The 24,755-nt window shown below is 63.2% G+C and carries 24 protein-coding genes and 1 pseudogene; 7 read left to right on the forward strand and 18 right to left on the reverse strand.

Annotation, left to right across the window (positions count from 1 at the left end):
- The 4 genes from FW796_RS29345 to FW796_RS29360 all read right to left on the reverse strand — a co-directional run bounded on the left by FW796_RS29345 (position 1) and on the right by FW796_RS29360 (position 4,510).
- Positions 1 to 1,188, reverse strand: coding sequence for an MFS transporter (locus FW796_RS29345; RefSeq protein ID WP_346634386.1), 1,188 nt, complete (start codon positions 1,186 to 1,188; stop codon positions 1 to 3).
- 354 nt (positions 1,189 to 1,542) lie between these two features.
- On the reverse strand, positions 1,543 to 3,129 hold the full coding sequence (locus FW796_RS29350) for an ABC-F family ATPase (RefSeq protein ID WP_159890447.1): 1,587 nt from the start codon (positions 3,127 to 3,129) through the stop codon (positions 1,543 to 1,545).
- Positions 3,130 to 3,377: 248 nt separating this feature from the next.
- Positions 3,378 to 4,112 (reverse strand): alpha/beta fold hydrolase, encoded by a 735-nt coding sequence (locus FW796_RS29355; protein WP_446440516.1) that lies wholly within the window; start codon positions 4,110 to 4,112, stop codon positions 3,378 to 3,380.
- Positions 4,109 to 4,510: a hypothetical protein gene (locus tag FW796_RS29360; protein ID WP_446440532.1), complete on the reverse strand. Its 402-nt coding sequence runs from the start codon at positions 4,508 to 4,510 to the stop codon at positions 4,109 to 4,111. Before FW796_RS29360 ends, FW796_RS29355 begins: the two co-directional genes overlap by 4 nt.
- Between FW796_RS29360 and lpxO the strand changes: the two genes are divergently transcribed.
- From lpxO to FW796_RS29375, 3 genes are all read left to right on the forward strand, one after another.
- Positions 4,473 to 5,372 carry a lipid A hydroxylase LpxO gene (lpxO, locus tag FW796_RS29365; RefSeq protein ID WP_123725241.1) on the forward strand — a complete coding sequence of 300 codons (900 nt, stop codon included), beginning with the start codon at positions 4,473 to 4,475 and terminating at the stop codon, positions 5,370 to 5,372. The two genes, FW796_RS29360 and lpxO, sit on opposite strands and share 38 nt — an antisense overlap.
- 287 nt (positions 5,373 to 5,659) lie before the next feature.
- Entirely contained in the window at positions 5,660 to 6,034 is a 375-nt protein-coding gene (locus FW796_RS29370; RefSeq protein WP_446440517.1) for a hypothetical protein, read from the forward strand.
- 80 nt (positions 6,035 to 6,114) lie between these two features.
- Entirely contained in the window at positions 6,115 to 7,266 is a 1,152-nt protein-coding gene (locus tag FW796_RS29375; RefSeq protein WP_446440518.1) for a PQQ-dependent sugar dehydrogenase, read from the forward strand.
- Between the two features lie 201 nt (positions 7,267 to 7,467).
- Here the strand turns inward: FW796_RS29375 and rimI are convergent, their stop codons facing one another.
- Entirely contained in the window at positions 7,468 to 8,571 is a 1,104-nt protein-coding gene (rimI, locus tag FW796_RS29380) for a ribosomal protein S18-alanine N-acetyltransferase (RefSeq protein WP_404936902.1), read from the reverse strand.
- Between the two features lie 93 nt (positions 8,572 to 8,664).
- Here rimI and FW796_RS29385 point away from each other — a divergent pair, with 93 nt between their 5' ends.
- Both FW796_RS29385 and FW796_RS29390 read left to right on the forward strand, forming a co-directional pair.
- Complete coding sequence (locus FW796_RS29385; RefSeq protein WP_446440519.1) at positions 8,665 to 10,251, forward strand: RimK family protein; 1,587 nt, start codon at positions 8,665 to 8,667, stop codon at positions 10,249 to 10,251.
- Between the two features lie 7 nt (positions 10,252 to 10,258).
- Positions 10,259 to 11,200 (forward strand): magnesium transporter CorA family protein, encoded by a 942-nt coding sequence (locus FW796_RS29390; protein ID WP_346634392.1) that lies wholly within the window; start codon positions 10,259 to 10,261, stop codon positions 11,198 to 11,200.
- A gap of 3 nt (positions 11,201 to 11,203) precedes the next feature.
- On the opposite strand, the gene map is transcribed toward FW796_RS29390, so the two are convergent.
- Positions 11,204 to 11,968, reverse strand: coding sequence for a type I methionyl aminopeptidase (map, locus tag FW796_RS29395; RefSeq protein WP_346634393.1), 765 nt, complete (start codon positions 11,966 to 11,968; stop codon positions 11,204 to 11,206).
- On the reverse strand, positions 11,965 to 12,165 hold the full coding sequence (locus FW796_RS29400; RefSeq protein WP_123725234.1) for a ParD-like family protein: 201 nt from the start codon (positions 12,163 to 12,165) through the stop codon (positions 11,965 to 11,967). The genes map and FW796_RS29400 overlap by 4 nt, the downstream gene beginning before the upstream one ends.
- Positions 12,166 to 12,452: 287 nt before the next feature.
- Between FW796_RS29400 and ilvA the strand changes: the two are divergent.
- A pseudogene (gene ilvA / locus FW796_RS29405) lies at positions 12,453 to 13,469 on the forward strand (threonine ammonia-lyase, biosynthetic); the annotation flags it as partial.
- A 208-nt stretch (positions 13,470 to 13,677) separates the two neighbouring features.
- Here the strand turns inward: ilvA and FW796_RS29410 are convergent.
- Positions 13,678 to 13,983 (reverse strand): NIPSNAP family protein, encoded by a 306-nt coding sequence (locus tag FW796_RS29410; protein ID WP_346634394.1) that lies wholly within the window; start codon positions 13,981 to 13,983, stop codon positions 13,678 to 13,680.
- Positions 13,984 to 14,554: 571 nt separating this feature from the next.
- On the opposite strand from FW796_RS29410, the gene FW796_RS29415 reads away from it, so the two are divergent.
- Complete coding sequence (locus tag FW796_RS29415) at positions 14,555 to 14,821, forward strand: DUF1652 domain-containing protein (protein ID WP_346634395.1); 267 nt, start codon at positions 14,555 to 14,557, stop codon at positions 14,819 to 14,821.
- 58 nt (positions 14,822 to 14,879) lie between these two features.
- Here the strand turns inward: FW796_RS29415 and FW796_RS29420 are convergent, their stop codons facing one another.
- The 10 genes from FW796_RS29420 to FW796_RS29465 form a co-directional block, all read right to left on the reverse strand.
- Positions 14,880 to 15,146 carry a DUF2790 domain-containing protein gene (locus tag FW796_RS29420; protein ID WP_404936900.1) on the reverse strand — a complete coding sequence of 89 codons (267 nt, stop codon included), beginning with the start codon at positions 15,144 to 15,146 and terminating at the stop codon, positions 14,880 to 14,882.
- 229 nt (positions 15,147 to 15,375) lie between these two features.
- The gene (locus FW796_RS29425; RefSeq protein ID WP_123725230.1) at positions 15,376 to 15,630 is read right to left on the reverse strand and encodes a DUF2790 domain-containing protein; all 255 of its coding nucleotides are present in this window, start codon (positions 15,628 to 15,630) and stop codon (positions 15,376 to 15,378) included.
- A 190-nt stretch (positions 15,631 to 15,820) separates the two neighbouring features.
- Positions 15,821 to 16,600, reverse strand: a complete 780-nt coding sequence (locus FW796_RS29430; RefSeq protein ID WP_346634398.1) for a ChbG/HpnK family deacetylase — start codon at positions 16,598 to 16,600, stop codon at positions 15,821 to 15,823.
- Positions 16,597 to 17,721, reverse strand: a complete 1,125-nt coding sequence (locus tag FW796_RS29435) for a GNAT family N-acetyltransferase (protein ID WP_446440520.1) — start codon at positions 17,719 to 17,721, stop codon at positions 16,597 to 16,599. The genes FW796_RS29430 and FW796_RS29435 overlap by 4 nt, the downstream gene beginning before the upstream one ends.
- Complete coding sequence (locus FW796_RS29440) at positions 17,718 to 18,422, reverse strand: N-acetyltransferase (protein ID WP_346634400.1); 705 nt, start codon at positions 18,420 to 18,422, stop codon at positions 17,718 to 17,720. The genes FW796_RS29435 and FW796_RS29440 overlap by 4 nt, the downstream gene beginning before the upstream one ends.
- On the reverse strand, positions 18,419 to 20,347 hold the full coding sequence (locus FW796_RS29445) for a hypothetical protein (RefSeq protein WP_404936897.1): 1,929 nt from the start codon (positions 20,345 to 20,347) through the stop codon (positions 18,419 to 18,421). Before FW796_RS29445 ends, FW796_RS29440 begins: the two co-directional genes overlap by 4 nt.
- A complete protein-coding gene (locus tag FW796_RS29450; RefSeq protein ID WP_346634402.1) occupies positions 20,347 to 21,654 on the reverse strand; it encodes an oligosaccharide flippase family protein in 1,308 nt (435 codons plus the stop codon). The genes FW796_RS29445 and FW796_RS29450 overlap by 1 nt, the downstream gene beginning before the upstream one ends.
- Positions 21,651 to 22,649, reverse strand: coding sequence for a polysaccharide deacetylase family protein (locus tag FW796_RS29455; RefSeq protein ID WP_346634403.1), 999 nt, complete (start codon positions 22,647 to 22,649; stop codon positions 21,651 to 21,653). The genes FW796_RS29450 and FW796_RS29455 overlap by 4 nt, the downstream gene beginning before the upstream one ends.
- Before the next feature lies 1 nt (position 22,650).
- Complete coding sequence (locus FW796_RS29460; protein WP_446440521.1) at positions 22,651 to 23,787, reverse strand: glycosyltransferase; 1,137 nt, start codon at positions 23,785 to 23,787, stop codon at positions 22,651 to 22,653.
- Entirely contained in the window at positions 23,780 to 24,745 is a 966-nt protein-coding gene (locus FW796_RS29465) for a glycosyltransferase (protein WP_346634405.1), read from the reverse strand. The genes FW796_RS29460 and FW796_RS29465 overlap by 8 nt, the downstream gene beginning before the upstream one ends.
- Positions 24,746 to 24,755: the final 10 nt, after the last annotated feature.

A 24,755-nucleotide genomic window follows, 5' to 3' on the forward strand; every position in this document is an offset into this window, starting at 1 on the left:
TCAGGCGCCGGCCCGGCGCTTGAGCAGCAAGGTCAGTCCCAGGCCCGTGATCGAGAGCAGGGCGGCGCAGAAGAAGATCCACGAGTACCCCAGGTTCAAGGCCACCGCTCCCATCAAGGGGCCGGCGATGGCCAGGGCCAGATCGAAAAACACCGCATAGGCACTCAAGCCGGCACCGCGGCTGCTGTTGGGCACTTGCTTGATGGCTTCCACCCCCAGCGCCGGATACACCAGCGACAAGCCGAAGCCGGTGAGCCCGGCACCGATCAGCGCCCAGGCAGTGGAGGGCGCCAGCCATAGCAGGGTCAGCCCCAGGGTTTCGACGCACATGCAGACAATGGCCGAGCGAAAGCCGCCAAAGCGGCTGATGCTGGAGATGAACAGCAGCCGCGAGCAGATGAAGCACACCCCGAACACCGTCAGGCAATAGGCGGCGCCGGTCCAGCCGCGGCTCAGGTAGAACAGGGTGATGAAGGTCGTCAGGGTGCCGTAGCCGATGGAGGCGAGGCTGAGGCTGGCCCCGAAGGGAGCAATGCGTCCGAAGACTGCCCAGAATGGCAGGCGCTCGCCGCGAATCACCGGCACCGAGGGTTTGTTGCGGATCAGCAGCAGGGCCAGCACTGCCAGAATCGACAGGGCGAAGCCGAGGCTGGTGAAACCGTATTGCTGAACCATCACCACCCCCAGCGGCGCGCCAATGGCAATGGCGCCGTAGGAGGCGATGCCGTTCCAGGAAATCGAGCGGGCGGTGTGTTCCACGCCGACCTGGCCCATGCACCAGCTGATGGTCCCGACCCCGATCAAACCTTGGGCCACGCCCAACAGCAGGCGCCCGCACAGGAGGATGGTCAGGCTCAGCAGGGGCAGTTGTTCCAGCAGTACCGACAGCAGCGTCAGCACCCCGCTGAGCAGAATCCCCACCAGTCCGTAGATGATCGAGCGTTTGGTGCCGACCGTGTCCGACATGCGCCCGGCCATGGGGCGGCTGAGTAGGGTGGCCAGGTATTGCGAGCCAATGGTCAAGCCGGCGACCACGGCACTGAAGCCCAGTTGTTCGTGCACATACCCGGGCAATACGGCAATCGGCAAGCCGATGCAGAGGAAGGCGATGAAGGTATAGATGACGATGGAGACGATCTGCAGGGTGATCGCCATGGAGCTTTGAGCGGGGCTGTGTGGCTCGGGCATGAAGGCTCGTTCGCGTGCGGCGGTTAGAGAACCGCATCATCGCGTGCCGCGATAATAAAAGGAAGCAGGCTAACGATATCTCCCCACCGTCCCGTAGGAGCTGGCTTGCCAGCGAAGGCGTTCTCAGGGGCAATGCCGACTTAAGGGCCTTTTCGCCGGCAAGCCGGCTCCTACAGAGGCCCGTGAATCCGTGTAGGAGCTGGCTTGCCAGCGAAGGCGCCGGCAGGGGCAATGCCGACTCAAGGGCTTTTTCGCCGGCAAGCCGGCTCCTGCGAGAGGAGGGGCAAACGAAAAAGCCCCGTCACAACGGACGGGGCTTTGCTTGACGCTTGTCGCTTGAAACGGCCTGCTGCTTTAGAACATCACGCCCTGGCTACGCAGGTAATCGTCGTAGGTGCCGCTGAAGTCGGTCACGCCACTTGGGCTCAACTCGATGATGCGAGTGGCCAGGGACGATACGAACTCACGGTCGTGGCTGACGAAGATCAGGGTGCCCGGGTAGTTTTCCAGGGCCAGGTTCAAGGCCTCGATGGATTCCATGTCCAAGTGGTTGGTCGGTTCGTCCATCACCAGTACGTTGGGCTTTTGCAGGATCAGCTTGCCGAACAGCATGCGGCCTTGCTCACCACCGGAAATCACCTTGACCGACTTGAGGATCTCGTCGTTGGAGAACAGCATGCGGCCCAGGGTGCCACGGATCATCTGCTCGCCCTGGGTCCACTGGCCCATCCAGTCGAACAGGCTGACGTCGTCTTCGAAGTCATGGGCGTGGTCCTGGGCGTAGTAGCCGAGTTCCGCGCTTTCGGTCCACTTGACGGTACCGGCGTCCGGGGTCAGTTCGCCCACCAGGGTGCGCAGCAGGGTGGTCTTGCCGATACCGTTGGGACCGATGATCGCCACGCGCTCGCCGGCTTCGACGGTGAAGCTGAAGTTCTGGAACAGGGTCTTGCCATCGAAACCCTTGGACATGCGCTCCAGGGTCACCGCCTGGCGGTGCAGCTTCTTGGTCTGTTCGAAGCGGATGAACGGGCTGACCCGGCTCGACGGCTTGACTTCAGCCAGCTGGATCTTGTCGATCTGCTTGGCCCGGGACGTGGCCTGCTTGGCTTTCGAGGCGTTGGCCGAGAAGCGGCTGACGAAGGTCTGCAGCTCGGCGATCTGGGCTTTCTTCTTGGCGTTGTCCGACAGCAGCTGCTCGCGGGACTGGGTCGCGGCGATCATGTACTCGTCGTAGTTGCCCGGGAACAGACGCAGTTCGCCGTAGTCCAGGTCGGCCATGTGGGTGCAGACGCTGTTGAGGAAGTGACGGTCGTGGGAAATGATGATCATGGTGCTGTTACGCGCCGTGAGAATGTTTTCCAGCCAGCGGATGGTGTTGATGTCCAGGTGGTTGGTCGGTTCGTCCAGCAGCAGGACTTCCGGATCGGAGAACAGCGCCTGGGCCAGCAGCACCCGCAGCTTCCAGCCTGGAGCGACTTCGGTCATCGGGCCGAAATGCTGTTCCAGGGGAATACCCAGGCCCAGCAGCAATTCACCGGCGCGGGATTCGGCGGTGTAGCCGTCCATCTCGGCGAATTCGGTTTCCAGCTCGGCCACAGCCATGCCGTCTGCTTCGGTCATTTCCGGCAGCGAGTAGATGCGATCGCGCTCGGCCTTGACCTTCCACAGCTCTTCGTGACCCATGATCACGGTGTCGATCACGGTGAATTCTTCGTAGGCGAACTGGTCCTGGCGCAGTTTACCCAGGCGCACGTTCGGCTCCAGCATGACCTGGCCGCCGGACGGCTCGAGGTCGCCACCGAGGATTTTCATGAAGGTCGACTTGCCGCAACCGTTGGCGCCGATCAGACCGTAACGGTTGCCACCGTTGAACTTGACCGAAACGTTCTCGAACAGTGGCTTGGCGCCGAACTGCATGGTGATGTTAGCTGTGGAGATCAATTACTTACCTACCAATGATTTAGCGCCGGCCTGAATCCACGAAGCGCGATCTGGAGCCTTCCAGGTCGGGCCGGTCTGGGTGTGGAGCTGAGCCAGCGGGCGTACGTCGAGCGCAACATTCCGGCGACGGGGCCGGGTTGCTGAGCAAAGAGTGCGGGGTGCATGTTGGAATTTGTGCGCATTGTCGCATATGTAACCGAGCAGTTGTATGACGCTCGGGTAGGGATTTTTGCCGCAATGGTCGATGTTCAACGGCCGTCGACCGCAACTCGGATCTGTGCCAACTCGTGCATGAACCGCAGCAGGTGCTCGGCGGCCTCAGTCGGTGCGGCCTGGAGCAGGCAGTGGGGGCCGTTGATGGCCACCAGCTGGGCATCGTTGCGCAGTTGCCGGATCAGGGTGGACGCCGAGGCAGGCACCAACCGGTCGTGGCGGGCCTGGAGATACAGCAGTGGTACCTCCGTGGCCACCAGAGCCTGGCTTGCATCCACCGCCATCACTGACTGCAATCGGGTTCGCAGTACCCGGGATTGCACCTGGGCGATGGCTGCGGCCAGTGCGGCGCGTAGCGCGGGCGTGGAAAAACCACCGAGCAACAAGGCATCCATCGGCCAGAACGGCAAGTGTCGCAAGGGCAGAAGCTTGAGCAACGGAGACAGAGGGGCCAGTGCCGAACGCGGATTGCGCACAAAACTGCTGCACAGCACCAGCCCCTTCAACCCGGCTGGACGCCGAGCGGCGATGCTGACGGCCACCGGGCCGGAAAACGACTCGCCCAGCAATACGAAAGGACGGTCCAGTGGCAATTGTTGCCCTACGCGTTCCACCAGGGCGGGGTAGTCCAGCACCTGATCGGCGGGGTAGCGCAGGACCTGCACCGGTACGCTCGGGGGCAGGGCCTGAAGCAGCGGGTCGAACAGCCTGCCGGTGCCATCCATCCCGGGTAGCAGGACCAGGGTCGGAAGTAGGGTGAGGTCGATCAATTCAGCGGTCCTTGCCATGCAGAAAGGAAAAAGGCGCCCGGCAGGATACCTCGGGAACCCGGCCAGCACAGCTCGATTGTGCCGGCTAGAGGGCTGGAGGGCATTCTCTTGAGCTGAATCAAAACCTGGCGCAATACAGGCAAATTTCGACAGAAGTCGCGCAGCTTTTCACAAATTTGAGTTAACCATTGGTTACAAACTGTGGCTAAAATGCCAGCCGACGGCCGGACGCCGAGGGTCGGATCGGCGACGAAGACGTTCGCCGATTGCGCTTTTTTCAACTCAGACGCTGCCATTTGCCTTTGGCCCTTCGGGCTTTCAGGGGCGCAGCATGCTCTCTTCTGAAGTGTGACAATTTCCGTGAAACTCATCATTGCCGCTGTATACGTTTTATCCATTGCGTACGTACACCTGCGGGGGCGCGTGCGCCATAAGCTGGGTCGCCAACTGAGTGATCACTCCACCTTCCTGGCCCCCATCAACTGCTTTCTTTACCTGTTCTCCAGGTTTCCCAACCGGCCCTACCTGGACCCGGCCGACTTTCCCGAGATGAACAAGCTGCAGGAACACTGGGAAGAGATTCGCACCGAGGGCCAGAACCTGTTGCAGGCCGGTGAGATCAAACGCTCGGACCAGTACAACGATGTGGGTTTCAACTCGTTCTTCAAGACCGGCTGGAAACGCTTCTATCTGAAGTGGTACGGCGACAGCCATCCTTCGGCGATGAAGCTGTGCCCGCGCACCACCGAGCTGGTGCAGAGCATCGGCTCGATCAAGGCGGCGATGTTTGCCGAGCTGCCACCGGGCTCCAAGCTGGTGCGCCACCGTGACCCTTATGCCGGTTCCTATCGCTACCATCTGGGGCTGTCCACGCCGAACAATGAAGGTTGCTACATCGAGGTCGATGGCGAGCGCTATCACTGGCGCGACGGCGAAGCGGTGATGTTCGACGAGACCTATATCCACTACGCGGAAAACACCACCGATCAAAACCGCATCATTCTGTTCTGCGATGTCGAGCGGCCGATGAAGTATCGCTGGGCTGCAGCGCTCAATGGCTGGTTCAGCCGCACCGTGATGTCCGCTGCCGGCTCGCCCAATGATGCCGGAGACAAGACCGGTGGCCTGAACCGGGCCTTCAACAAGCTGTACAAGATCCGCCTGCGGGGCAAGGAACTGAAAAAGCGCAACCGCACCCGCTACTACCTGGAAAAGTGGGCGATCTTCGCCGCGCTGCTGTTGCTCTTCATCTATATCTGATCGGCCCATCCTGCCTTTTGGCCTGCTCCAGCGTCTGGATGCGGGCCTGCGACTTGTGTAGGGGCTGGCTTGTGTAGGAGCTGGCTTGCCAGCGAAGGCGTCGGCCCGAGCAATGCACGGCTCAGCGGACTCTTCGCCGACAAGCCGGCTCTTACGCCGCGGCGACTATGGCGCGCCGTGGATACCGGGTGTTACATGTTCTGCAGGATTATTTAATTAACAAAGCCGAACCCTGGGCGTAGCGTGGAATCGAATTCGATACCTTGTCGCTCTTCAGGAGGCTTGTCATGAACAGTCTGGCTCGCGGGTTTGCCGCATTCATCGCGCTGACTTGGGCCAGTGGCGCGATCTGGGCCGCCGTCCCTGAACCGCTCCCGTCCCCGCAGTTGCCCAGTGCTCTGTTGCTGGCGCAGACCCTGCCCAACAGCGGCAACAACGATCCCTACAGCAACCCCATTCGCCGGGCCAATCCCAACAGCATGCAGGGCACCCAGCCCAGCAGTCCGCCTGTTCGTGGCCCCAGCACAGCGCCCAGCGGACGGCCGCCGACCCTGGAGAACGGCGGTATCGGCAACGGTTACCCCCGGGGCGGTGTACAGCGAGCCAATCCCGATCCCCGAGTGCAAAGCCCCCGAGATAACGATCCGAGCAACCGGCGCTGAGGTGCCTGTGCACTGCGTTGTCGACCGTCGCCTGTGCGTGGCGCGCGAGGGATTTTCTTGATCCACAGAAGGAAGCGAGCATGTTGTGTAAAACCTTTTTCGCCACCTTGTGCGCCAGCGTCCTGCTGGGCAGCGTGTTGCCGGCCTCGGCGGCGGGCGAACAGTCGTTTCCCAGCGAGCAGGGCACTCTGAGCCTGACGCCGTTGGTGCAAGGTTTGAACCATCCCTGGGCCCTGGCCTTCCTGCCGGATCGCCAAGGGATGCTGGTCACCGAGCGTCCCGGCAACCTGCGGGTGGTGAGCCCGGATGGCAAGCTTTCGGCCCCCTTGAGCGGCGTGCCCAAGGTCTGGGCCAATGGCCAGGGTGGCTTGCTGGACGTGGTGCTGTCGCCGGACTTCAGGCAGGACCGCATGGTGTATCTGTCCTATGCCGAAGGCGGTGGCGAGAACGGCACAGCCGGCACTGCGGTCGGCCGGGGCCGATTGGCCGACGACCTGAGCGGGCTCAAGGATTTCCGGGTGATCTTCCGCCAGGAGCCGAAGCTGTCCACCGGCAACCACTTCGGCTCCCGCCTGGTGTTTGACCGCGACGGCTACTTGTTCATCACCCTGGGCGAGAACAACAACCGGGTCACCGCCCAGGACCTGGACAAGCTCCAGGGCAAGATAGTGCGCCTGTATCCGGATGGCCGGGTGCCGGACGACAACCCCTTTGTCGGTCAGTCCGGGGTGCGTCCGGAGATCTGGAGCTACGGCCACCGCAATCCACAAGGCGCGACGCTCAACCCCTGGAGCGGCACCTTGTGGGAGAACGAGCATGGACCCAAGGGCGGTGACGAGATCAACATCATCGAACGGGGCAAGAACTACGGCTGGCCCCTGGCAACCCACGGGGTCAACTATTCCGGCCAGCCGATTCCCGAGGCCGGTGGCCAGACAGCGCCAGGCACCGTGGCCCCCCATCATGTCTGGGAGAAGTCCCCCGGCATCAGCGGCATGGCGTTCTATGACGGTGATCGCTTCAAGCCCTGGCAGCACAACCTGTTCATTGGCGCCCTGGCCAGCCGCGAACTGATCCGCCTGCAATTCGACGGCGACCGTGTCACCCATGAAGAGCGCCTGCTGGGCGACCTCAATGCGCGCATCCGTGACGTGCGCCAGGGCCCGGACGGTTATCTGTACATCCTTACCGACGAGGAGCAGGGCGGCCTGTACAAGGTTGGCCTGGAATAATCCGCCCGCCGGACACCATTGCTGTAGGAGCTGGCTTGCCAGCGAAGACGTCAACGAGGACAGCACAAAATCCGAAGGCCTATTCGCCGGCAAGCCGGCTCCTACGGGTTAGCGCCGTGCTGTGTAGGAGCTGGCTTGCCAGCGAAGACGTCGGCGAGGGCAGCACAAAATCCGAAGGCCGCTTCGCCGGCAAGCCGGCTCCTACGCTTGGGCGCGCTGGGAGAGGATGACGGCGGCCCGCAGTTTGCTGCTGCCGAAGCTGCACATCTTGTCGAACTCGCTGTGGCTGACCGGTAGGTGCTGGCAGTCCATCGGCTGGCGGTGCTGGCTATGGTCGACATCCGGGTCGTGCAGGTAGACGAAGTCCTCGTCGCAATCGGTGACTATCACCCAGTGAGGCGCCTTGGAACGGGTCAGGCGATAGCTGCTGATCAGCACCAGGGGCTGGCCGCCCTCACTCAATAACCTCGGCAGGTCCAGAGGGCCGCCCAGTACTTGTTGCACATCGCTGGTATCGAGTTCCTTGCAGAACTCGTCGTGAACCAGGCGCATGACGTCCTTTTTATGCTCGTCGCGCACGCCGCTGAGAAACAGTGGCCCGGCGCTGTTGACTTGCAGGCGCACGCCAAAGCCCCGGCGCCAGGCGGACAGGGCCAGGCCCTGAGGGCTGCAGCCACCATGGCCGGCGGTCATGAATACCGTGGTGGCTTCACGCCAGATCTGCAGTTCCTCACGTCGCTCCAGGGGCCGCGACGGTTGCAGGGCCGCCATGGCCATCAGCAAACAGGCCGGACCGCAGGTGAAGTCGGTGGTCTGCTGGTAATAGGGCACGCGGATGCTGCGGGTCTCACGGTGCTGGAGAATGCGTTTCTCCAGACGCAGCGCGTCGGCGTGGTCTTCGTAGTAATCATGGATGCGGGCAAAACGCCGGTAGCCGTGGCGTTCGTACAAGGCAATCGCTGCCGGGTTGTCGGTGCGCACTTCCAGGCGTAGATAGGCGCAATCATGGGCCAGGGCACAGGCCTCGATCCGCTGCAGCAGGCGCCGACCCAGGCCAAGGCCGCGGGCGTCTTCGGCGATGGCGATGGAATACAGCCGCGCCAGGGAGGTGCCGCGATGAAACAGCACCACGGCATAGCCCAGCAACCGCGCCTGATGCTCGGCCACCAGCAGTTGCCCGTGGGCGCGGTTGATCATCCACTGGAAGCTGCGTGGAGTCAGCCGGTCGCTGGTGAAACATTGCTGTTCCAGGGCCACCAGCGCCGGCAGATCGTCGGGGGTTGCAGTGCGAAAGACAAGATCCATATAACCGCCGTAAAAGTTGCGTAACGAAACGAGACTTCAAAAAAAGTTCGTGCTTAATAGAAAGGGTCAGGTTCTTAAGCGAGAGCGAACTTTATGTCAGCGGTACAAGGTCATTGGCGAGAAGTATCCGAGCAAAGTTTGCCGGCGACAATCACTTCGGCAAGTTATTTTTCCCCTGGGGATAAAGTTTCAAGTCAGGTGATTATCATTGTCGAACGCAAGGAAGACTGGGCCTCCTACTTTCCCAGTGAAGATATTCTCACGGCCCAGGAATACCTTGAGCAGAGCCGGGAACACGCCCCGGGAAAAAGGGTTCAGGTGATCAATCTGTGCCGTAGTTACAAGTACCTGGGACACGGTTACTACTGTTCGCTGCTGGCTGAAGCTCGCGGCCACCGGGTGATTCCATCTGTACGCACCATCAGTGAGCTGACCCGCAAGGCCCTCTATGGATTGGCCCTGGACGACCTGGACAAGACCCTGGAAAAAGCCCTGAGCAATCACCTCTACAGTGATACCGAAGGTTTTACTCTGACGCTGTATTTTGGTCGGACCCATATCGAGCCGTTGCAGGAACTGGCTCGTCAATTATTCGAACTCTTTCCTTGCCCGATCCTGCTAGTTGATTTCAAGCGCGCTAACACTTGGCATATCGAAGGGGTGAAGTCCGGTGCCCTGCACAAGTTGCGAGAAGATCAGGAAGATCAATTTGCCAATTCCCTGGACAGTTTCAGCCGCAAGGTCTGGCGTATTCCACGCTCAAGGCAGTTGGCCCGTTATGACTTGGCGATACTCCACGATCCCCACGAAATCCTGCCGCCTTCCAATGCCCGGGCACTGGAAAGCTTCATTCGGGTCGGCAAGGGGCTGGGCATCGATGTGGAGTTGATCGAGAAGAAGGATTACTCCCGTCTTGCCGAATACGATGCGCTGCTGATCCGCGAAACCACCAGCGTCGACAACCACACCTATCGTTTTGCCAAGAAGGCCGAAAGTGAAGGGTTGGTGGTGATGGATGACCCCACCTCGATCCTGCGTTGTACCAACAAGGTCTATCTCACCGACCTGCTCAAGGGCCATCAGTTGGGGATGCCCGCCACCGAGATTCTCTACAAGGAGCGACCGGAAGACTTCGAACGGGTCGGCGAACGCCTGGGCTTTCCCCTGGTGCTGAAGATTCCCGATGGGTGTTTTTCCCGCGGGGTGATCAAGGTCGAAAGTCAGCAGGCGCTGCTTACGGCCACAGCCGAACTGTTCGAGCACTCGGTGCTGCTGCTGGCCCAGGAGTTCTTCTACACCGAGTACGACTGGCGCATTGGCGTGCTCAACCGCAAGCCGATCTTTGCCTGCCAGTACTTCATGTCCAAGGGCCACTGGCAGATCTACAACCACAAGGCCAAGGGCCAGGACATCAACGGTGAATGCCGCACCCTGGCGGTCCATGAGGCGCCGCGGGCCGTGGTGGAACTGGCCGTGAAGACCGCCAACCTGATCGGCGACGGTCTGTACGGGGTTGACCTCAAGCAGTCCGGCGACAAAGTGGTGGTGATTGAGGTCAACGACAACCCCAATCTCGACGCCGGCATCGAAGATGCCTACCTGCAGGACGACCTGTATTCCCTGGTACTGGAGGAGTTCGTGCGCCGCCTGGAGCTCAAGCGTCGCGGCCAGGCCTGGTGAGGCGGCGATGATCCACAGCTATCGACTGGCCCATGGCGGCCTGCAAGCCGTCCCTGAACTGGATGCCCAGGTCATGCTGTTCAGCAACCCGGACCTGGCGGAGCGCGACTTGCTGCACAGTGCCTTCAAGCTCGATGAGCACGCCCTGGCTTCGGCGCTGGACCCTGACGAGGTGTCGCGCATCGAGTTTCATCCCGATTACCTGTTCCTGATCTGGAAGCGCCCGGAAAACTATTCCGGCGGCGGCAGCCTGTCCTTCGAGGTGTCGTCCTGCGGCCTGCTGTTTTCGCCAGACCGGCTGCTGGTGATCGCCCCCGACGATACGCCGCTCCAGGGGCTGGGGGCGCGGCACAACCTGCACACGCCGCTGGATGTGCTGCTGGACCTGCTGTTCAACAACATCCATCACTATCTGGGCCATCTCAAGGTGATCAAGCTGGTGGCCCGGGAGCTGCAGCACAAGTTCAACAGCTCGATGGAAAACCGCCACCTGATGCAGATGTTCAATCTCAGCGAGAGCCTGATCTATTACCTCAATGCCTTGCACAGCAACGGCGCGCTGCTGACCCGCCTGCGCAACCACGCCGAGAAGGAGCAGTTCGGCAGCCAGGCCATCGGCCTGATCGACGACCTGATCATCGAGAACAACCAGTGCTACAAGCAGGCGGAGATCTACTCCACGGTGTTCGCCGGGCTGATGGATGCCCGGGGCAACCTGATGAACAACAGCACCAACCAGTTGCTGCGCAAGCTGACCCTGATCAACGTGGTGTTCTTGCCGCTGAACCTGATCGCCAGCATCGGTGGCATGTCCGAGTTCAGCATGATGACTGCGGGCACGCCGTGGTGGATCGCCTACGCGCTGTTGCTGCTGGCCATGTTGCTGGCCGCCGGGGCCATGTCCCTGGGGCTGCGAAGGCTCACCGGCCATGGCGACAAGGTCATATGAGCCTTATTGCGCTTGCAGGGTCAGCACTTCGAAGCCGTCACGAGTCACCGCCACCGTGTGTTCCCACTGGGCGGAAAGGCCATTGTCGCGGGTGACCACGGTCCAGCCGTCCTTGAGCCCGCGGACCCGGGCACTGCCCTGGTTGAGCATGGGTTCGATGGTGAAGACCATGCCTTCGCGCAGTTCCAGGCCGGTGCCTGGGCGGCCGAAGTGCAGGACCTGCGGTTCTTCGTGCATCTGCCGGCCAATGCCGTGGCCGCAGTATTCGCGGACCACGCTGTAGCCCCTGGCTTCGGCGTGAGACTGGATGGCATGGCCGATATCGCCGAGGCGCGCCCCCGGGCGCACCACTTCGATTGCCGCCCACATGGCCTCGAAGGTGGTGTTCACCAGGCGCTGAGCCTTGGGACCGACCTGGCCGATCAGGTACATCTTGCTGGCGTCGGCGATGTAGCCGTTCTTCTCCAGGGTGATGTCGATGTTGACGATGTCCCCGTCCTTGAGCACCGCCTTGGGGTGAGGCATGCCGTGGCACACCACCTCGTTGATCGAGGTGTTGATGCAGTAGGGGTAGTTGTACTGGCCCTTGCTCGCCGGGCGCGCCTTGAGCTCATGGCGGATGAAGTGTTCCACCGCGCTGTCCAGCTCCAGGGTGGACAGGCCCGAGGCGACAAAACCGTCGAGAAAGGTGAACACCTGGGCCAGCAGGCGCCCGGATTCGCGCATCAGCGCCAGTTGTTCCGGGGTCTTGATCAGGGCTTGGGTCATGGGCGCCCCCTGAGCAGGTCGGGTTTGTTCAGCAGCAGTTTGTTGATCAGGTCGTTGTAGGCCAGGTGTGGATTGAGCTCGGCCAAGAGGCCGATCTTGATCCAGAATTCAGCCTGGGCATTGATCGAGCGGTCCATGGCGGCACTGGCGACGCGGATCTGCTCGTGCAGCTCATCGGAGATTTTGACGATACCCATGTTGATAGGGTCTCTCTTGAGGGAATATACGAATCATATATGTTTCGTATAAAGCGACTCAAGCGGCACGCCCTGGGGACAAGGGAGAAATTCACTGCTGGTGGCTTGCGGCTTGCCGGCGAATTCGCTAGTTTCCGTCCATGACTTTGCAAACCCTTCGCTCCCAGCCAAGCATTATTACCGCCATTCCTTATTGGCGGGCTTGCTGACGACTGCACCCAACCCGCCCTCGAGGCGGGTTTTTTCTTTCCGTCTCCCGGGCTCCGAACATAGCCAGGAGATCCATCATGCATTGCCCCAGCCGTCTTGCCAGCACGCCCCAGCCCAGCGCCGACATGGCCCTGCTGGAACGCTATGTGAAGATGATTCTTGCGGCGCCGGTCTACGACCTGGCGATCTGCACGCCGCTGCAGGCGGCACCGGCGCTGTCGCAACGGCTGGGCAACCAGATCCTGCTCAAGCGCGAAGACCTGCAGCCGACCTTTTCCTTCAAGATCCGCGGCGCCTACAACCGTCTGGCCCAGCTCAGCGCTGAGCAACGGCAGCGAGGGGTGGTCACCGCGTCCGCCGGCAATCACGCCCAGGGCGTGGCCCTGGCGGCGCGGGAGCTGGGGATCAAGGCCCGTATCGTCATGCCCGCCAGTACTCCAGAACTCAAGGTGCTGGGCGTACGCAGCCGTGGCGCCGAGGCGATTCTCCATGGCGAGAGTTTTCCCTTTGCCCTGGCCCATGCCCTGGACCTGGCGCAGCGCACTGGGGGCACCTTTGTTTCACCTTTCGATGATCCCCACGTGATTGCCGGCCAAGGCACCGTGGCCATGGAGATCCTGCGTCAGCAACAGGGCGCGCTGGATGCCATCTTCGTCCCCGTGGGCGGGGGCGGACTGATCGCCGGGATTGCTGCCTACGTCAAATACCTGCGGCCGGAGATCCGCATCGTTGGCGTCGAATCCGAGCACTCCAATTGTCTGCAACAGGCGCTCGCGGCGGGGGAGCGGGTGGTCTTGCCCCAAGTCGGGACCTTTGCCGACGGTGTTGCGGTGGCGCAGATTGGCGAGCATGGCTTCCAGATCTGCCGGCATCACGTGGATCAGGTGATCAGCGTCAGCAATGACCAACTGTGCGCCGCGATCAAGGACATCTACGACGACACCCGTTCCATCACCGAACCTTCTGGCGCCCTGGCGGTGGCTGGGATCAAGGAGTATGTGGCCCGGAGCGGAGCCAGGGGCCAAACCCTGGTGGCCATCGACTCGGGCGCCAACATCAACTTCGACAGCCTGCGGCACGTAGCCGAACGCGCAGCCGTGCACAGCGCCCCCTTGTAGCAAGCGTCGACCGGGGCGATGCATGTCTTGCGCGCCTCTTCGCCGGCAAGCCGGCTCCTACGGGGAACTGCGCGGTGTATCCGGCTGCTGTAGGAGCTGGCTTGCCAGCGAAAGCGTCGGCTGAGGCGATGCAAGGCTTGAGGGTTTGCTCGTCGGCAAGCCGGCTCCTACGACGGATTGAGGATCAGGACAGGAGAGGGCGCAGGAAACTGCGTTCGTAACTGAGGATGAATTTCTTCTCCATCACCGATGCCACCAGGGCCACGCTCTCGGCGTCGCTCAGGGCGCTCTGGCGATAGGCTTCGTAATCGGCCAGGGACGGGAAGCTGAACAGGCAATAGGCAATGTTGCTGGCGCCTTCGGACGGCAGGAAGTAACCGTGGTGGGTGCCGCCCAAACGCCTGACCACGGCAATCCAGGCCTTGGAATAAGTTTCAAACTCAGGCAACTGGTAGGGATCGATGACATATCTGACGTGACAGGTAATCAAGGCGGTACTCCGGTGAGAGGGGCAGGTCATGCCTCGCGGGCTGGCTCTAGATTGCAGGTCTTGCCCCAGGAGCAGAACCGCCATCCGTCTGGATGCAAGCAAAGGAAAAGCCTCGCCGAGGCATTTCGAAGGGCGTCAAAGCACCCATGCAATCCGGTTGCATGACAGGGCATTTTGCAAGGCGAATCAGTGCCTCTATTGCACTTTGCATGGCTGCGGCCATCACGGCACCGAGCAAGTGGCTGATTTGACGACCCTGTCACGGAGTGCGGCGTGGGCACGTTTCCTGCTCCTTCCAACTGCGCCCGCGAAATCGGCCGAGCCTTGAGACGGGAGGCCTGCGTTCCAAAGGCTGGATCGACCGATTGCTCTGAGAGCTTTGCGCCCTTCAGGCGAAAAAGCCCGGAGCTCAGAGCGAAATCGAATTTAGCGGCGCCCGAAAAGCGGCTTAGTCTGTAACTTGGCCCCGTCTGCAAGGACAACCAAGACTGAGCCGGGAGCGTAGACGAACACGGAAGTCAAAGCTGTGTGCCCATTGATTGGCCGTCTCGAATAAAAGGAGAGAGTCGCCATGTTTTTATCTGCCCTGGAACTGCGCAACATCATTGAAAGCAGTTTTCTGCCCAAACGCTGCCAATGCACCTTGAGTCCCGATCTGTCGATGACGGTCAAGGTGTTCGGTGACCATCAAACCGACCGCGTCGATCTGGTGGTCAGCGGCATTGATGCTTCCCTGCTCAATGGCTGCCGTGAAATCAACGAGCTGATCGCCGAGTTGCGCTACGACCTGGCCCATTCCCCAAGTCAACTGTCCGAGCTCAAACGCAAAGCGCATTAAGCCGGGAACGTTGGCAATACCGATCCTGTCTGGCACAGCCCTGACCCAGCGTGCTGCTTCAGTTCTCGTACATGCAGGCATGGGCATGTTTCTGGTAGGAAATTTCCGCCAACTCCCCGGACTTGTCGATGTAACGCATGTGCGCGGTCACTACCTGGCATTGAGTGGTGTGGGGCTCAGTCATCGACACGACCTTGGCGATGTCCAGGCGCATGCCGTACTGGTAGGGCACGGTTTCGACGTTCGGGGCGTCCGATGCCTGGGCCAGGCCGGCAAAACCCCATACAGCCAGAGTGCCCAGGACCCACTTGATACGGTTATTCATGGTGGTATCTCCGCTACAGATAAAGACGGTTCAGCGTGGTCGCCGAACCTGCTGCACGAAGCGCCAGAAGCATTCCGGGCCAGTGCTGTCCGGAACAGAGTCGATATTGAGGATTAATCTATCGTTAAGAGCTGATCGATAGATTTTGTAAAAAAATCTTTCGAATTTGCCCAAAGAACAGGGCCCGCCTAATCGGTTAACGAGTAGCGGGCCTGGACTGCAGGTGGATTCAGTTCTGGTTGCTGCAGGCATCCGACAGCTTGCTGTAGGTGATTTCCTCGGGCTTGCCGGCCTGGTCGATGTACTTCATATCCGCCGTGATCACCTTGCAATCCTGGGTATCAGGCTCGCTCATGGAAATCACCTTGGCCACGTGCAGCGGCATTCCATAGTGGTAGGGCACGGCGCTGCTGCTGTCCGCCTGGGCCAGGCCGCTGAGGGCACTGAGCAATAGGGCGGCGGTCAATCCGGTACGCAGGTTCATGAGGGTTCTCCAAAACAGACTGAACGTCAGTTCTGTACCTGATCGAGTACAGAACTTACCGCGCAGCGCTTCAGAAAGCTCTGATCCGGCGCGGTCAAGAACACTGTTGAGCCACAGGATTAACGGCTGATTAAATTAAGTAGGGAGCTAATCAATTTTCTGAACAACCCCCTCCTGCCGATAGCGGATTTCACAGCTCGCTGTAGGCAATCCGCTGATGGCTGGGCAAGGTGCGGTTCAACAGTTGCTCCAGGGATTGTCCCGGGGGCAGGTAATCGTCGCCAAAATCTCCGTCGTCCAGCTGCGTCGGGTGAGCCACCACTTCGACCACCCCCGTGGGGAGAAAGCCGTCCAGCAGATCCTTGGGCGTGCACACCGCGTTCACCCGGCGTCCGGTGAGCCAGCCAATGCGTCGGTTCAATGCACTTTTGAACAGGCGCTTGAGGGGGCCGATATTGCCGCCGACATTGCGCGCCAGGCGCACAGGCACTCCTTGGCGGGCGGCGAAGCGGGCAACGATGGCCGCCACCGGCCACAGATTGTGCACGTGCTGGTGGGAGTCGATGTGACTGGGCCGCAGGCCCTGGTCGACACAGCGCTGCCATTGCGCCGCCAGCTCTTGCCAGACGGCATCGGCGGCTGCCGACGGCAGGTGCAGGACGGAGCGCGGCAGGTTCAGGTCGAACTGCCCCTGGGCATTGCAGAACAGCGCTTCGCTGCGGATGCCCTGACTCAGGGGCGCACCGTAGGTGAGGTTGAAATGCAGGCCTATGCGTCCCAGCAGCGCGTGCTCGTGGGTGAGGCGGCAGGCATCCTCAAAGGCCGGCATGTTGGCCATCAGGGTGGCGGAACTGATCACCCCGCGCTTGAAGGCACGCAGGGTCAGTTGGTTGTAGTCCAGGTCGAGGCCGAAGTCGTCGGCGTTGACGATGACCCGGTGCGGTCGGGTGACAGCCAGGGTTTGTTTCATGGGCGAGCCCCTTGTGCGGTGGTGGCCTGGCGGCGTTCGCGCCAGGCCTTGAGACGAGGTTTGAGCTGCTGCCAGAGGCGCTCGGCCATACCGGCCAGCAGGCCCCGAGGGCGCCAGGAGTAGAAGCTCCAGCGCTGGTGCTCCACCACGCCGCTCATGCGTTCATGCAACTGATGGCTGGAGCGGCTGAGGCTGACCCGGGAGGCATCCACCCACTGCCAGCCTTCCTCCAGGCCCCAGCGAATCCATTCGTCCAGCAGCAGGCGGCCACTGCCCAGGTTGGCGTAGTCGGTGAGGAAGGCGATGTTGTAGTCATACAGGCGACCCCGTTCCAGCAGGCCCAGGCGATAGCTGATGCAGCGGCCCTGGTGTTCCAGCATCACCACCCGCACACAACCCTCGGCAGCCAGGCCGTGCAACGCCGTGTGCATCCATTGTTGGCGTTGTGCTCCCGAGAAGATCCCCAGGCCGTCGGCGCCTTTCCAACTGGCCTGTTCCACCTCGCGGAGCATGTCCAATACCGCATCGATACCGTCGGCCTGGGGCGTCACACGGATCACCCGGGCGTCAATCTCCGCACAGCGCTTTTTGGCCCGGCGCAGCTCGTAACGCAGGGTGCCGCTGGCTTCCTCCTGGTCGCTGGGGACGATCAGGTGTTCTGGCGCGCGGCAGCTCAGGGACTGATCGCTGTACCCGCTTGCCCGGCGCCAGGACGCCAGCAGGGGGGCGGCATCCACCAGTTCATGGAGTTGCAGCAGGTCATGGGGCAGTTGTCTGCGGATTTCCCGCAGGACTTCGGGCATGGCGCCTTGTGCTTGTGCGTCCACCAGCAGCGCCAGGCGGTCGCTCAAGGGATGGCCCAGGTGGCGCACCACCTGCAGGTTCAGCCCGGCCCTGGGCTCGCGGCCGCGGATCAGTGGCAGGCACAGCAGCAGGCGCTGTTCCTGCCAGCCCAGCAGAATCTGCAACTGCTGATTCTGCAGTGCCTGTTCGGCGCCCCGCAGCCAGCTCAAACGATTGAACGGCGTGGCCTGTTCGACTGTTTGTCGCAGCTGTTCATAAGCCTCCACGGGGAAGTCCTGGGCACTCAGGCTGGTGCACCATTGCCAACGCAGCTTCACATCCGCTCCTTGTCTGTTTGAGTGGCCGGGACCGCTGATTCGGCCAGGCGGCCCCGGCGCAGGTGATGCAGGCGCGTCTGGTGATAGGGGCGACGTCGGTGGAAATGCAGGCAGCGCAACAGGCAATAGACGTGCAGGGATTCGCCGACTTCCTGGAAACCCAGGCGCATGTGCATCTTCAGCGCCGGCTCGTTGCGCACATTGACCAGGGCCCGGGTGGCTTTGAAGCCCCGCTCGCGGTACTCGTCCCAGAGCATCTTCTGCGCCAGGATCACCACCCCCGAGCCGCGAAACGGCGGCGCGCATTCACCGGCAAACTGGTACAGGCAGCCCGGCGGCATGCGCATCCAGCAGCGGTACAGCTGATCGTCGTAGTAATCGCGCTCACTGACCCAGACCATCATCATCACGTTGCCGTCCGGGTCCAGGTGCGCGCTGCCGCGGTTGCCCTTGTCCAGCAGGCCGCGAATGGCCGGCAGCTGGGCCTTGAAGTACTTGTCGAAGGCCGGCAGCAGCTCCCGGGTGATGCGCACCTGGGGCCAGCGGCCGGGGTTGATGGGGCAGGGCACCGGCAAGCTCAGTGAGCGTTCCAGGGTCAGCAGCTCCCAGTGGTAATAGAAGAAGCGTTCAGAAAAGACCCGCAGGCTGCCCCGCAGGCCCTTGCGGCGGATTTTGGCCAACAGGCCGGTCAAGCGACTCATAGGGTTTTCCAGGTCAAGGCAAACAAGGTTTCACCGGGCAGTTGGAAGCTGGCCCGGCCATCGCTGCAGTGCAGCGTGGTGTGACGGCTGCGGCCTTCGGGGCCCAGCAGTTCGAGGGTGGGGTTCGATTGGCAGAGGGCGCTGGCGTCGCCCAGCTCGACGTCTTGAGTACGGGGCGTCTTGGCCACCCCCAGCAGGCTGTGGCGCTGACCGTCCCGCAGGGCCAGGGCATCCACTTCAAAGGAGGAGTTGTCCAGGGCCTGGACCTCACCCAGCCAATGCTGCTGGATGAACTGCTGAGCCACGGCCACCGGCTTCAGGCTGAAGCGCTGGGCATCCTGCTGGGACAGCATGCCCTTGGGGTATTCGGGTTCGTCGGCGGCCTGGAACCAGTTGAGCATGTCCAGCAGACCATCCTGGGAGGCGTTGATCACCACCGAGGCCCACCACAGGGCGGCGTAGTGCGTGTCCTGCTGATAGGGGCTCAGGTCCGGGCCGCTGGAGATGTTGGTCTGGCTCAGCAACAGCGCCTTGCGTGGCCGGCCCTGCTCATCGAGCCCCACCAGATCGGCGGCGGCACGCACGCTGGTGCGATAGCGACGGGTGGCCAGCAGGTCGCGGACCATCCATTCGTGCCAGGCCAGCGCATCGATGTCGGCACCGTGTTCGGCCAGCAATTGCCGCGCCCAGTCGATGCCCCGACGTTGTCCGGCGCCGATGCGGAAGGGGCCGTCCAGCAGCCGCGAACTCACCGGCATGGCGATGCGCACCCCGGCTGCGCGGGCATCGGGGTTGGCCTTGGTGTGCTCCAGCATCCGCGCAAAATAGTCGGCAAACACCGCGTAGCTGGGGTAGTTGAGGTTGGGTTCGTCGGCAAAGGCCAGGTAATGCAGACCCTGGCTGCCCAACTGCACGCTGTCCGCCAGCCAGGCGTCGAGTCCGGCGAAGCTGGTGCTGTCGGCGTCCAGCACTGCCCGGCGCCCGGTGCCGGCCAGCAAGGTGATGTCGCGGTCGATCTTGAAGTGTTCGCGGTACAGCCGGCGAAAGGTGATTTCCCGCTGGGGTTCTTGCTTGATCACATCGACGAAGCTGTAGAAGTTGGCGGCCCGTGGGCCCAGGGCTCGTAGCAGTTCGAAGGTTGACGACGGTGGCTCGGCATAGGGCAGGGCGATCCCCAGGTGCGGGCTGGGGCCTCGCACTTCAGGCTTGAGGCGCATCTCGACCCGGGCCGGGGTCCATTGCAGCGGGTGCAGCTGGCGCAGGTCCTGGGCGAACAGGTTGGCGGTGCCATCGAGCCAGAACGCCACCTTGCCGGAGCCGCCCAGGGACAGGCGCCAGACTTCGTCCTGCTGGGCCACCGGCAGGGCGGCCTGGTCGAACTGCCCGTATTGCGCGTGCTCCACCAGCTTCAGGCGCACCTGCTGGCCGTCGCCCAGGCGCGTGGCTTGCAGCACGCTGACGCCGCCGTAGTATTTGCCCGCCAGCAGCGCCTGCTCGCCAGCGGCCACGTGAAAGTACAGCTCGACGCCGCTGGGCACATCGGCACTGAAATGCACCTTGGCCGGCTCGAACTGGGCCAGGGTCGAGCTGTCATGGCCGACCTTGAAGTTGCGAAAGCTGTAGCCCGGCACCTGCAGGCGATAGTCGCCGCGGGCGGCGGGCAGTTGGATCTCCCGCTGGCCGTAAGGCTGGTCGGCGCGGATCTCCAGCTGTTGCAGCAACTGCCCGTTCGGTTGCAGCAGGTACAACTGCTCCTGGTTGGCGTCGCTTTGCCAGGCCGGGCTCCAGCGCAGTTGCAGGGTGTCGGCGCTATCGGCTTGCAGATACAGGCTGCCGTCGCGGATATCCCCCCATTGCATGGGGGCTGCGTGCAGGGATGAGGCCGCCGCGATCAGCATCAGGGCGAGCAGGGAACAGGGTTTCATCAGGCCGTTTCCTTAGGGCGCAGCAAATGGCGCACGTAGACAATGTCTCCAGGCAGCAGGATCAGGGTGCGATACCAGGCCACGCCGCTGAGGTGGCAGTACAGGCCGAGCATCACCAGGCTCACCGCCAGGTAGGCAATCGACGAGGCCAGGCCTGCACCGACTATGCCCAGTGGCCCAATCAATACGGCATTGAGGATCAGGTTCAGCAGTGCGCCCCCAGCCAGCAGCAGTGACAGGCTGCCGGGGCGCTGTTTACCCAGCAGGTCCAGGCGCAGGATGCTGGCGTAGCACAGGCCGAACAGGCCCGGCAGCAGGGCCAGCAGAGCGCCGTAGGCCGGGGCGTAGGCGGCGCCGAACAGGGTGACGATCAGCCATTGGCCGATCAGCGCCATGCCCAGGCAGGCCCCCAGCATCACCGTGGCGGTCAGGCGCAGGGCCAGGGCGGTCAGTTGCTCGATGCCGGAGCCCTGTTGCAGCAGGCGTTTCATCAAGGGGGTGGTCACCGCTTCCGGGATGATCAGCAGCAGTTCGGCGGCGGCGCTGGCCATGGCGTACCAGCCCAGGGCGGCCGGGTCCAGCAGGGCGCCGATGAACAGGTAGTCCGAGCGCAGCATCAATTGCTGGGACAGCACCCCGGGATGGCTCTGGGCGCTATAACGCAGCAGTTGGCGTTGCTCCCCGGCCTGCCAGCGCAGGCGCAGGTCATGCCAGCGCCGCATCCAGCACCAGCCCACTATCACCACCAGCAGGGTGCCCCCCAGCCAACTGACCAGCGCCGCCGACAGCGGCTGGTCGCGCCAGATCCACCACAGGCCGACGAACAGCAGCAGCGGCACCAGGGATTCCAGCAGGCGCAAGGCATTGAAGGCCTCGACCCGGCCGTCGGCGTTGTGCAGGGTCAACAGGCCGCTCTTGAGTACGGTGATCGGCACCGCCAGCAGTAACAGCCAGGCCAGGTCCCCCAGTTGCAGACTCAGGTCCCACTGGCTGCCCAGGGTGTTCATCAGGGTCAGGCCCGCCAGGGTCAGCAGGCTTGCCAGCAGGCAGCCATAGACCAGCACTTGGGTCAGCAGCAGGCCCATGGGCCGCTGGCGCGCGGCCTCATAGCCGACGGCGGTGTTGAGGCCGCCGCTGGTCAGGGCCGCAATCAGGTCCGGCAGGGTGCTGAGCAGGGCGAACAGGCCGCGATCGGCCGGGCCCAGGAGACGCGCCAGCAAGACGTTGCGCAGCAGGCGCAGGCCGATCATCGCCAGTCGGGTGCCCATGCTCAGGGCCAAGTGCCAGAGGTAGCTGCCGCGCTTCATGCCCGGGCTCCCTGGAGCAGGCGCCAGGCCAGCAGCCCGGGGCGGCCGGCGCTGGCGTGGCTGACATCGATGCGCGGCAGGGCCAGGTGCGGATTGCCATCGGCCTCGATCAGGCCCGGACGGGTACCCAGGGCATAGCGATAACCCAGTTCGGCCACCGCGGCGCGGACCTCGGGATTGTGATCGCCGTTGGGGTAGCAATAGACCCCCAGCGGCGCCTCACAGTGTTCCTGCAACGCGTGGTGAGAGCGTTGCAGATCGGCCCGCAACGCGGCGCCGTCGAGCCGGGTGAGAATGCCGTGGCTGGCGCCATGGGGTCCAAAGCGCACCAGTGCCGAGCGCTCCAGGCGCTGGACCTGGGCCCAGTCCAGGCTGTGGGGCGCGGTGTCGTCGGGGCAACTGTCGGCCAGGGCTTGCAGGGTCTGGGGCGACAGGCCTTTGAGGTGTTGCAGATAGCCCCCGAGGGCGCGGCTGCGAGCGTGACCGGTCCCGGGCTGCAACAGCTCCGGTGGCGGTGCCAGCGCCAAGGCCCGCAACTGTGCCAATAGCGGTTGGGCTGCGGCGCTGTCGACCTGTTGCCACAGGGTTTCGCCGATGGACTCCCACCAGAAGCCCTGGCGACTGCCGATGAAGTCCGTGGACAGGAAGATGCTCGCCGGCATCTCGTAGCGCTCCAGCAGGGGATAGGCGACTTCGGCGTTGTCGCGCCAGCCATCGTCGAAGGTCAGGGCCACCCGGGGCCGGTCGCCACCGGGGAACTCCAGCAGGTGCTGCAAGGGCACGCAGTCGAAGTGCCGGCGCAGCCAGCGCAGCAGGTGTTGGAAATGCTCCTGGCCGATACACAGCGGCGCTCGATGGGGCAGGCTGGCGGCCGCGGAATCCGCCAGCACCCGGTGCAGCATCAGCACCACTCCGGCTTCGCTCAGGCGGACACGGCCGAGGCTGTGCAGATAGGCGCTGCCCAGCAGGCGCTTGAAGGATTGTTTGATGGCCATGTCAGCGGTTCTGTTGTGGGTTCCACAGGGCGTAGCGCTGCCCGCGGAGAAATTGCCAGAGGCCCATGCTCATGCCGGCCAGGGTCACCAGCACGAAGCCGGCGAGACGAAATACCTTGGGCAGGCGCCCGCGACTGTCCAGCAGCCCCAGCACGCCGGCACCGTACCCCAGCAGTTGGGCAACCAGGCCGAGACTGTAGAAGGCGCCGGCGTTCCACAGCCACAGATTGCACAGCAGCAACGGCAGCAACAGCACCGGGGCCAGGCGGCGGATCAGCTTGTGGCTGATCAGGGCAATGGCGTAGGCACCGTGGCGCAAGGGGTTCATCAGCTCGCGGCGCTGAGCCAGACTCTGCAGGCCGCCGACCGTGACCCGCAGGCGCCGCCGATACTGCTTGCCGGCTTCGTCCACGCCCTGATCCAGGACCTGGGCCTCCTCCACATAGACGATGCGTTTGCCCGCCACCGGGGCGCAGGTGCTGATGAAAAAGTCATCGTTGACCTCGGCAGGAATCCGCTGGAACAGCTCCCGGCGCAGGGCCAGCAGCGCGCCGTCGGCGGAGACCATGCAGCCGGTGCGGTTCTCGGCCTGGCGCAACCAGGCTTCGTAGTGCCGGTACAGGCTGTCGCCCAGGCTCAGGTTGTGCCCCGGGTTGGGGATGATCATGTGCCCGCCGCAGGCGCCGACCTGTGGATCGGCCAGGGGCGCCAGGAGCTTGCCCAGGGTGTCGCCGGACCATTGGTTGTCGGCGTCGGTGAACACCAGGATGTCGTTGCGTGCCAGTTCCACCGCGGCGTTCAGGGCTCCGGCCTTGCCCACCCGCGGCAGGTCCAGGACCAGCACCCGCGAGTCACGCACCGCCAGGGCGGTGGCCACGGTGTCGTCGCTGGAGCCGTCGCTGGCGAGGATGATCTGCAGGTCCGTGGCCGGGTAGTCCTGTTGCAGCAAGGTGCGCAGCTTGTGCTCGATGTGCGGGCCTTCGTTGTGGGCGGCGATGATCACGCTGACCGACAGCGGCTCGCCCGCTTGCAGCGGACGCGGCCGCACGAACAGGCTGAGCAGGGCCAGCAGTACGGGATAACCGATCCAGGCATAGAAGGGCAGTAACAGGCACAGCCAGAAAATTGTTTTAGCCACGGTCAGGTCTCACGACAGAACGGTTGAACAGACCCTGAACCAGGGCCACGGCGCCCAGGTGCAGGCGCACCCAGTGCAGCAGCCAGAGTTGCAGGACAAACAGCGGATCGCGCTGGCGCAAGCCCTGGCGCAAGGCCAGGACCAGAGGCGCTAGGGAACCCAGCAGCAGGCACAGCGCGGCGCCGCCCGGCTGGCCCAGCAGCAGGCCGAACAACGCCAGCAGGCTCAGCAAGGCGCAGGCCAGGCACAGCAGGGGAAAGCGCAACAGACGCAGGTTGAGGCCACCCCGCTGGAGCAACTGCAGATGGCTGCCCTGGCGCCAGCGCTCCTTGCCGGCCCATTCGCCCCAACTGCCTTCGAAGCCCCAATGCAGCACCTGGGGCTCAGACAGGCTCAACTGGCGGGCGCCGGCAGCGTGCAGACGCAGACCGAAGTCCTTGTCTTCGCCGGTGCGCAGGTGCTCGTCGAAGCCGCCGACCCGCTCGAACCAGACCCGTTTCAGGCACAGGTTGGGGGTCGGCATCCAGTGCAGCAGGCGCGCCTGCCGACTGCCGGCGAGGCTGCGGCGCTGCCAGGCCCGGGCGTACCAGGGCGCGCAGTCCGGGGCGGCACAGTCCAGGGCAAAGACCTCGGCGCGGTTATCCGCCAGGGTCTGTTGCCAGAGTTGCAACCAGTTGCCGGGCACCTCGATGTCGGCGTCGAGAAACGCCAGGCAATCGCCGGTGGCCACGCCAGCGCCGCGATTGCGCAAGGCCCCGATGCCCAGGCCCGGGCACAGCAACACCCGCGCCCCCAGCTCTCGGGCCCGTTGCGGCCCCTGGTCGGTGGAACCGTTGTCCACCACGATCAATTCGTAGTCGATGGCCGCAACCCGGGCCGCGAGGATCACGCTGTCCAGGGTCCGGGTGATGTGACGCGCCTCGTTGTACATGGGCACGATCACGCTGATCCTTTGCATCTTTGCCTCC

It is taken from the genome of Pseudomonas sp. 910_21 (assembly GCF_052850735.1).